Here is a 4,760-nt window from a genome sequence, read left to right on the forward strand (position 1 = left end):
GGGCTTTTCTGTTTGGCCATTTCGGCGACCGCATCGGACGCAAATCGACGCTGGTGATATCGCTGCTGGTAATGGGCATCGCTACCGCGCTGATTGGCTTCCTGCCAAGTTACGCCTCTATCGGCGCGCTGGCGCCCATCCTGCTGTGCGTGCTGCGCTTCGCCCAAGGCATCGGCCTGGGCGGCGAATGGGGCGGCGCGGCGCTGCTGGCGACCGAATACGCGCCGCCGGGAAAACGCGGCAGGTACGGCATGTTTCCGCAACTCGGCCCCTCAGTCGGCTTCCTGATGGCAAATGGCCTGTTCCTGGCGCTGGCCCTGAATCTTTCGGACGACCAATTCAAGAGCTGGGGCTGGCGCATCCCGTTTATTTTCAGTGCAGCGTTGGTGGTGCTGGGATTGTATGTGCGGCTGAAGATCGCCGAAACGCCGGTATTTGCCGCGGCCCTGGAGAAGCGCGAACGCGTCAAGATGCCGGCGCTCACCCTGTTCCAGCATCATTGGCGGCCAGTGATGCTGGGCGCGGTAGCGATGATCGTCTGCTACACGCTGTTCTATATCGCGACCGTGTTCTCGCTGTCTTACGGTGTCGCCACCCTGCATATCCCGCGCCAGGAATTCCTGGCGCTGCTGTGCCTGGCGGTCGTGTTCATGGCGCTGGCGACGCCGTTCTCGGCCATGGCCAGCGACCGCTTCGGCCGCCGGCCGGTGCTGATCGCCGGCACCCTGACGGCTATCGCAGCGGGCTTCACCATGCAACCGTTGTTCGGCAGCGGCAATACGCTGGCGATTGCCTTGTTTCTGATTATTTTCCTGTTCCTGATGGGCGTCACATTTGCGCCGATGGGGGCGTTGCTGCCCGAGCTGTTTCCCACCAGCGTGCGTTATACCGGCGCCGGCGTGGCCTATAACATCGGCGGCATCCTCGGCGCATCGGTCGCGCCCTATATCGCGCAGCTACTGGCGCAGCGCGGCGGCCTGGCTTATGTCGGCGCTTATGTGTCGGCGGCGGCGGCGCTGAGCCTGGTTGCGGTGCTGTGCATGCGCGAAACGCGTGACGCCAATCTACAGCAGCTCTAGCAACACCGGCACGACACATCGCATACATCGCATAACGGAGATAAAAGTTGAAACAAACATCCCTTTCCCTGAAAAGAAGTCTGCTCGATAGCCTGCTTTTTCCAGCGCTGGCATTAAGCGCCAGCCTGGCCCTGGCAGCTCCGGTAGCGCCGGTATACGAACTGGCGCAAAAAGAAAAACCGGCGATGCTCGACACCATGCGCGACCTGGTGAATATCGAATCGGGCAGCCAAGACCTTGAGGGCCTGGCCAAGATTGCCGGCCTGATTCGCGATCGCCTGACACAGCTGGGCGGCAAGGCTGAACTGCTGGATGCGCCGGAAATCTACCGGATGGGCGATACCCCGGAAAAAATAGGGCAAATCGTCCATGCGGTTTTCAAGGGCAACGGCAAGCGCAAGATCATGCTGATCGCGCATATGGATACGGTATATCTGCGCGGCATGCTGAAGGACCAGCAATTCCGGGTGGACGGCGACAAAGCCTACGGCCTCGGCATTGCCGATGACAAACAGGGCGTCGCCACCATTCTGCATACCGTCGCCATCCTGCAAAAAATCGGCTTCAAGGATTACGACACATTAACCGTTTTGATCAACGGCGATGAAGAAATCAGTTCGCCCGGCGGCCGCAGCCTGCATACCAAGCTGGGCGCCGAACAGGACGCTGTGTTTTCCTACGAAGGCGGTGGCCCCCAGGGCCAGTTGCGGCTGGCGACCAGTGGCATCGCAGCCGCTTATCTGACGGTGGATGGCAAATCTTCGCATGCCGGGGCGGCGCCGGAAAAAGGCGTCAACGCCCTGTATGAATTGTCGCACCAGCTGCTGCAACTGAATTCCTTGTCGCAGCCGGAGCGCGGCTTGAAACTGAACTGGACCGTGGCGCAGGCCGGCACCAACCGCAACGTGATTCCCGCCAGCGCCAGCGCACAAGCCGATGCCCGTGCCTTGAAGATGAGTGACTTCGAGCAGTTGCAAACCCAGCTGCAAGAGCGCATCAAAAAGCAATTGATCCCGGAAGCCAAGGTCCATCTGAAATTTGAAATGCGGCGGCCGCCGCTGGAAACCAACTCCGCTTCTCGCACCGTGGCAGGTTATGGCAAGAAGATCTATCAGGAACTCGATCTGCCGTTGACGGTAGTGGACGTCGCTAGCGGTGGCGGCACCGATGCTGCATTCGCCGCATTGAAATCCAAAGGCGCGGTAGTCGAGGGGATGGGATTGACCGGCTATGGCGCGCATTCGAATGATGCTGAATACGTGCAGTTGAATAGCATTGTCCCGCGCCTGTATTTATCGACGCGGCTGATCATGGATTTTGCTCAGGGCAAGGTGCAATAAGCCGCTATGTAAGTAGCGCGCTGGATACCTGGATAGGCACAACATTTATCCAGCGCGCTTGCCAACTGCAGCAAAGCAATTTACGCGATAATCCGCAGAGAATAATCCGTGGCCCGGATATCCTTGGTCAGGCTGCCGATAGAAATCCGGTCGACGCCGGTTTCCGCGATGGCCCGCACCGTTTCCATACTGATGCCGCCGGAAGCTTCCAGCAATGCCCTGCCGCCGGTCAAATTAACGGCGTCGCGCATGGCGTCAAGACTGAAGTTATCGAGCAGAATCGATTTTGCGCCGGCGCGCAATGCTTCATCCAGCTGCATCAGGGTTTCCACTTCGATCTGAACCGTAACGCCGGCATTCAGCTGGTGCGCCGCTTGCATGGCGGCTGCGATGCCGCCGGCTGCGGCGATATGGTTTTCCTTGATCAGGATGCCATCGTACAAAGCCAGGCGCTGATTATGCCCGCCGCCTACGCGCACCGCGTATTTCTGCGCCAGCCGCAGGCCGGGCAAGGTTTTGCGGGTATCGAGAATGTGCGCTTTGGTGTCGGCAATGGCATTGACATAAATCCGCGTCGCGCCGGCGACGCCGGACAGCAATTGCAGGAAATTCAAGGCGGTGCGTTCTGCGGTCAACAAGGCTCTGGCGGGTGCATCGATGATACAAACCGCGCTGTCGGCGCTCATCAGATCGCCCTCGGCATAATGCCAGTCGATACGAATCCGCACATCCAGCTGCTGCATCACAGCTTCGAACCACGGCGCACCGCACAGCACCGCCTGCTCGCGCACGATCACCCGCGCCCTGACCATCTGCTGCGCCGGAACCAGCTTGCCGGTCAGGTCGCCGCTGCCGACGTCTTCAGCAATGGCAGTGCGAATATTGTTGTCAAATGCCGTTTGCAGCGCAGCGTCAAACGGTGCGAAACGATTCTCTAAGTTGCTAGTGGATGTACTCATGCGGGACCGATTCCTGAAAACAGTTTTTGTTCTTGCGCCAGATCGCCGGATGGGCGCACATTGGCTTTGCGCTGCGCCGCAAAGTCGAGCATGCGATCGATGCAGATCACCGCCTTGCGGCCGGTTTCGGCATCGACATGAACTTCATTGCTGCCGGATTCCAGCACATCGGCCAGATTCTGCAAGCCGTTCATCGCCATCCACGGACAGTGCGCGCAGCTCTTGCAAGTGGCGCTGTTACCGGCAGTCGGGGCGTCGATAAAGCGTTTGCCGGGGGCCGCCATTCTCATCTTGTGCAAAATGCCGTTGTCGGTGGCGACGATGAATTCGTCGGCGTCCAGGGTCTGGGCGGCGGCGATCAGCTGCGTGGTGGAGCCGACCACATCGGCCTGCGCCACTACAGCTTCCGGCGATTCCGGATGCACCAGTATCTTGGCGTTCGGATGCTGCTGACGCAGCAATTCCAGCTCGATGCCTTTGAATTCGTCATGCACCAGGCAGGAACCCTGCCACAGCAGCATGTCGGCGCCGGTCTTTTTCTGTATGTAACCGCCCAGATGCTTGTCCGGCGCCCACAGGATTTTTTTACCTTGTGCGTGCAGGTGGGCGACGATGTCGAGGCCGATCGAGGAAGTCACCATCCAGTCGGCGCGCGCCTTGACGGCGGCGCTGGTGTTGGCGTATACCACCACGGTGCGGTCTGGATGGGCATCGCAAAAGGCGGAAAACTGGTCGGCCGGACATCCCAGATCGAGCGAACAAGTTGCATCCAGGTCGGGCATCAGCACGCGTTTATGCGGGCTCAGGATTTTTGAGGTTTCGCCCATGAACTTGACGCCGGCAACCACCAGCGTCTTGGCCGGATGATCACGGCCGAAGCGCGCCATTTCCAGCGAATCGGAGACGCAGCCGCCGGTTTCTTCCGCCAGGTCTTGTATATCCCCATCAACGTAATAATGCGCAACCAGCACTGCCTGCTGTTCTTTCAGCAAGCGTTTGATACGCTCCTTGAGTGCGATTTTCTGGTCCGGTGTGGGGGTGTCAGGGACGCGAGCCCAGGCATGTGCGGTGCAGCTGGAAACTACGCTACTGCCTAGGTCCATTTGCGGCCGCTCGAATTCAACGGTTTTGATGGCGTGGGTTTGCATGGCTACGGTGGATGAGGGGGTAATGAGCTGCGGTAAGAACACAATAATACGACAGAAGGCTGAACAAGATATTTTGCCGCAGTTGGTTGGAGTGGAATTCTACCGCTATCCGTTACGCCGCGTCTTAACATTACCGTATTGCAAGCTAGAATGAACTCCCGTACTATGATTTAACAATTGCCATAAAAGACTGTGACCGAAAACTTGCCGGGATGCATCTCCGGGCATTTTTTG

At 58.9% G+C, this 4,760-nt stretch carries 4 protein-coding genes; 2 read left to right on the plus strand and 2 right to left on the minus strand.

All coding sequences use genetic code 11. The features are described 5' to 3' along the window. Both KHU33_RS25380 and KHU33_RS25385 read left to right on the plus strand, forming a co-directional pair. A partial coding sequence (locus KHU33_RS25380; RefSeq protein ID WP_211468208.1) for an MFS transporter occupies window positions 1-1,079 on the plus strand: 1,079 nt, incomplete at its 5' end. A gap of 68 nt (window positions 1,080-1,147) precedes the next feature. Next, window positions 1,148-2,419: a M20/M25/M40 family metallo-hydrolase gene (locus tag KHU33_RS25385; protein WP_407928319.1), complete on the plus strand. Its 1,272-nt coding sequence runs from the start codon at window positions 1,148-1,150 to the stop codon at window positions 2,417-2,419. 80 nt (window positions 2,420-2,499) lie between these two features. Here KHU33_RS25385 and nadC read toward each other — a convergent pair whose 3' ends face one another. Further along, on the minus strand, window positions 2,500-3,378 hold the full coding sequence (gene nadC, locus KHU33_RS25390) for a carboxylating nicotinate-nucleotide diphosphorylase (protein ID WP_211468210.1): 879 nt from the start codon (window positions 3,376-3,378) through the stop codon (window positions 2,500-2,502). Further along, window positions 3,375-4,526 (minus strand): quinolinate synthase NadA, encoded by a 1,152-nt coding sequence (gene nadA / locus KHU33_RS25395; RefSeq protein WP_211468212.1) that lies wholly within the window; start codon window positions 4,524-4,526, stop codon window positions 3,375-3,377. The genes nadC and nadA overlap by 4 nt, the downstream gene beginning before the upstream one ends. Window positions 4,527-4,760: the final 234 nt, after the last annotated feature.

The sequence above is a fragment of the Collimonas silvisoli genome (assembly GCF_018305005.1).
Taxonomy (GTDB): Bacteria; Pseudomonadota; Gammaproteobacteria; order Burkholderiales; family Burkholderiaceae_D; genus Collimonas; species Collimonas silvisoli.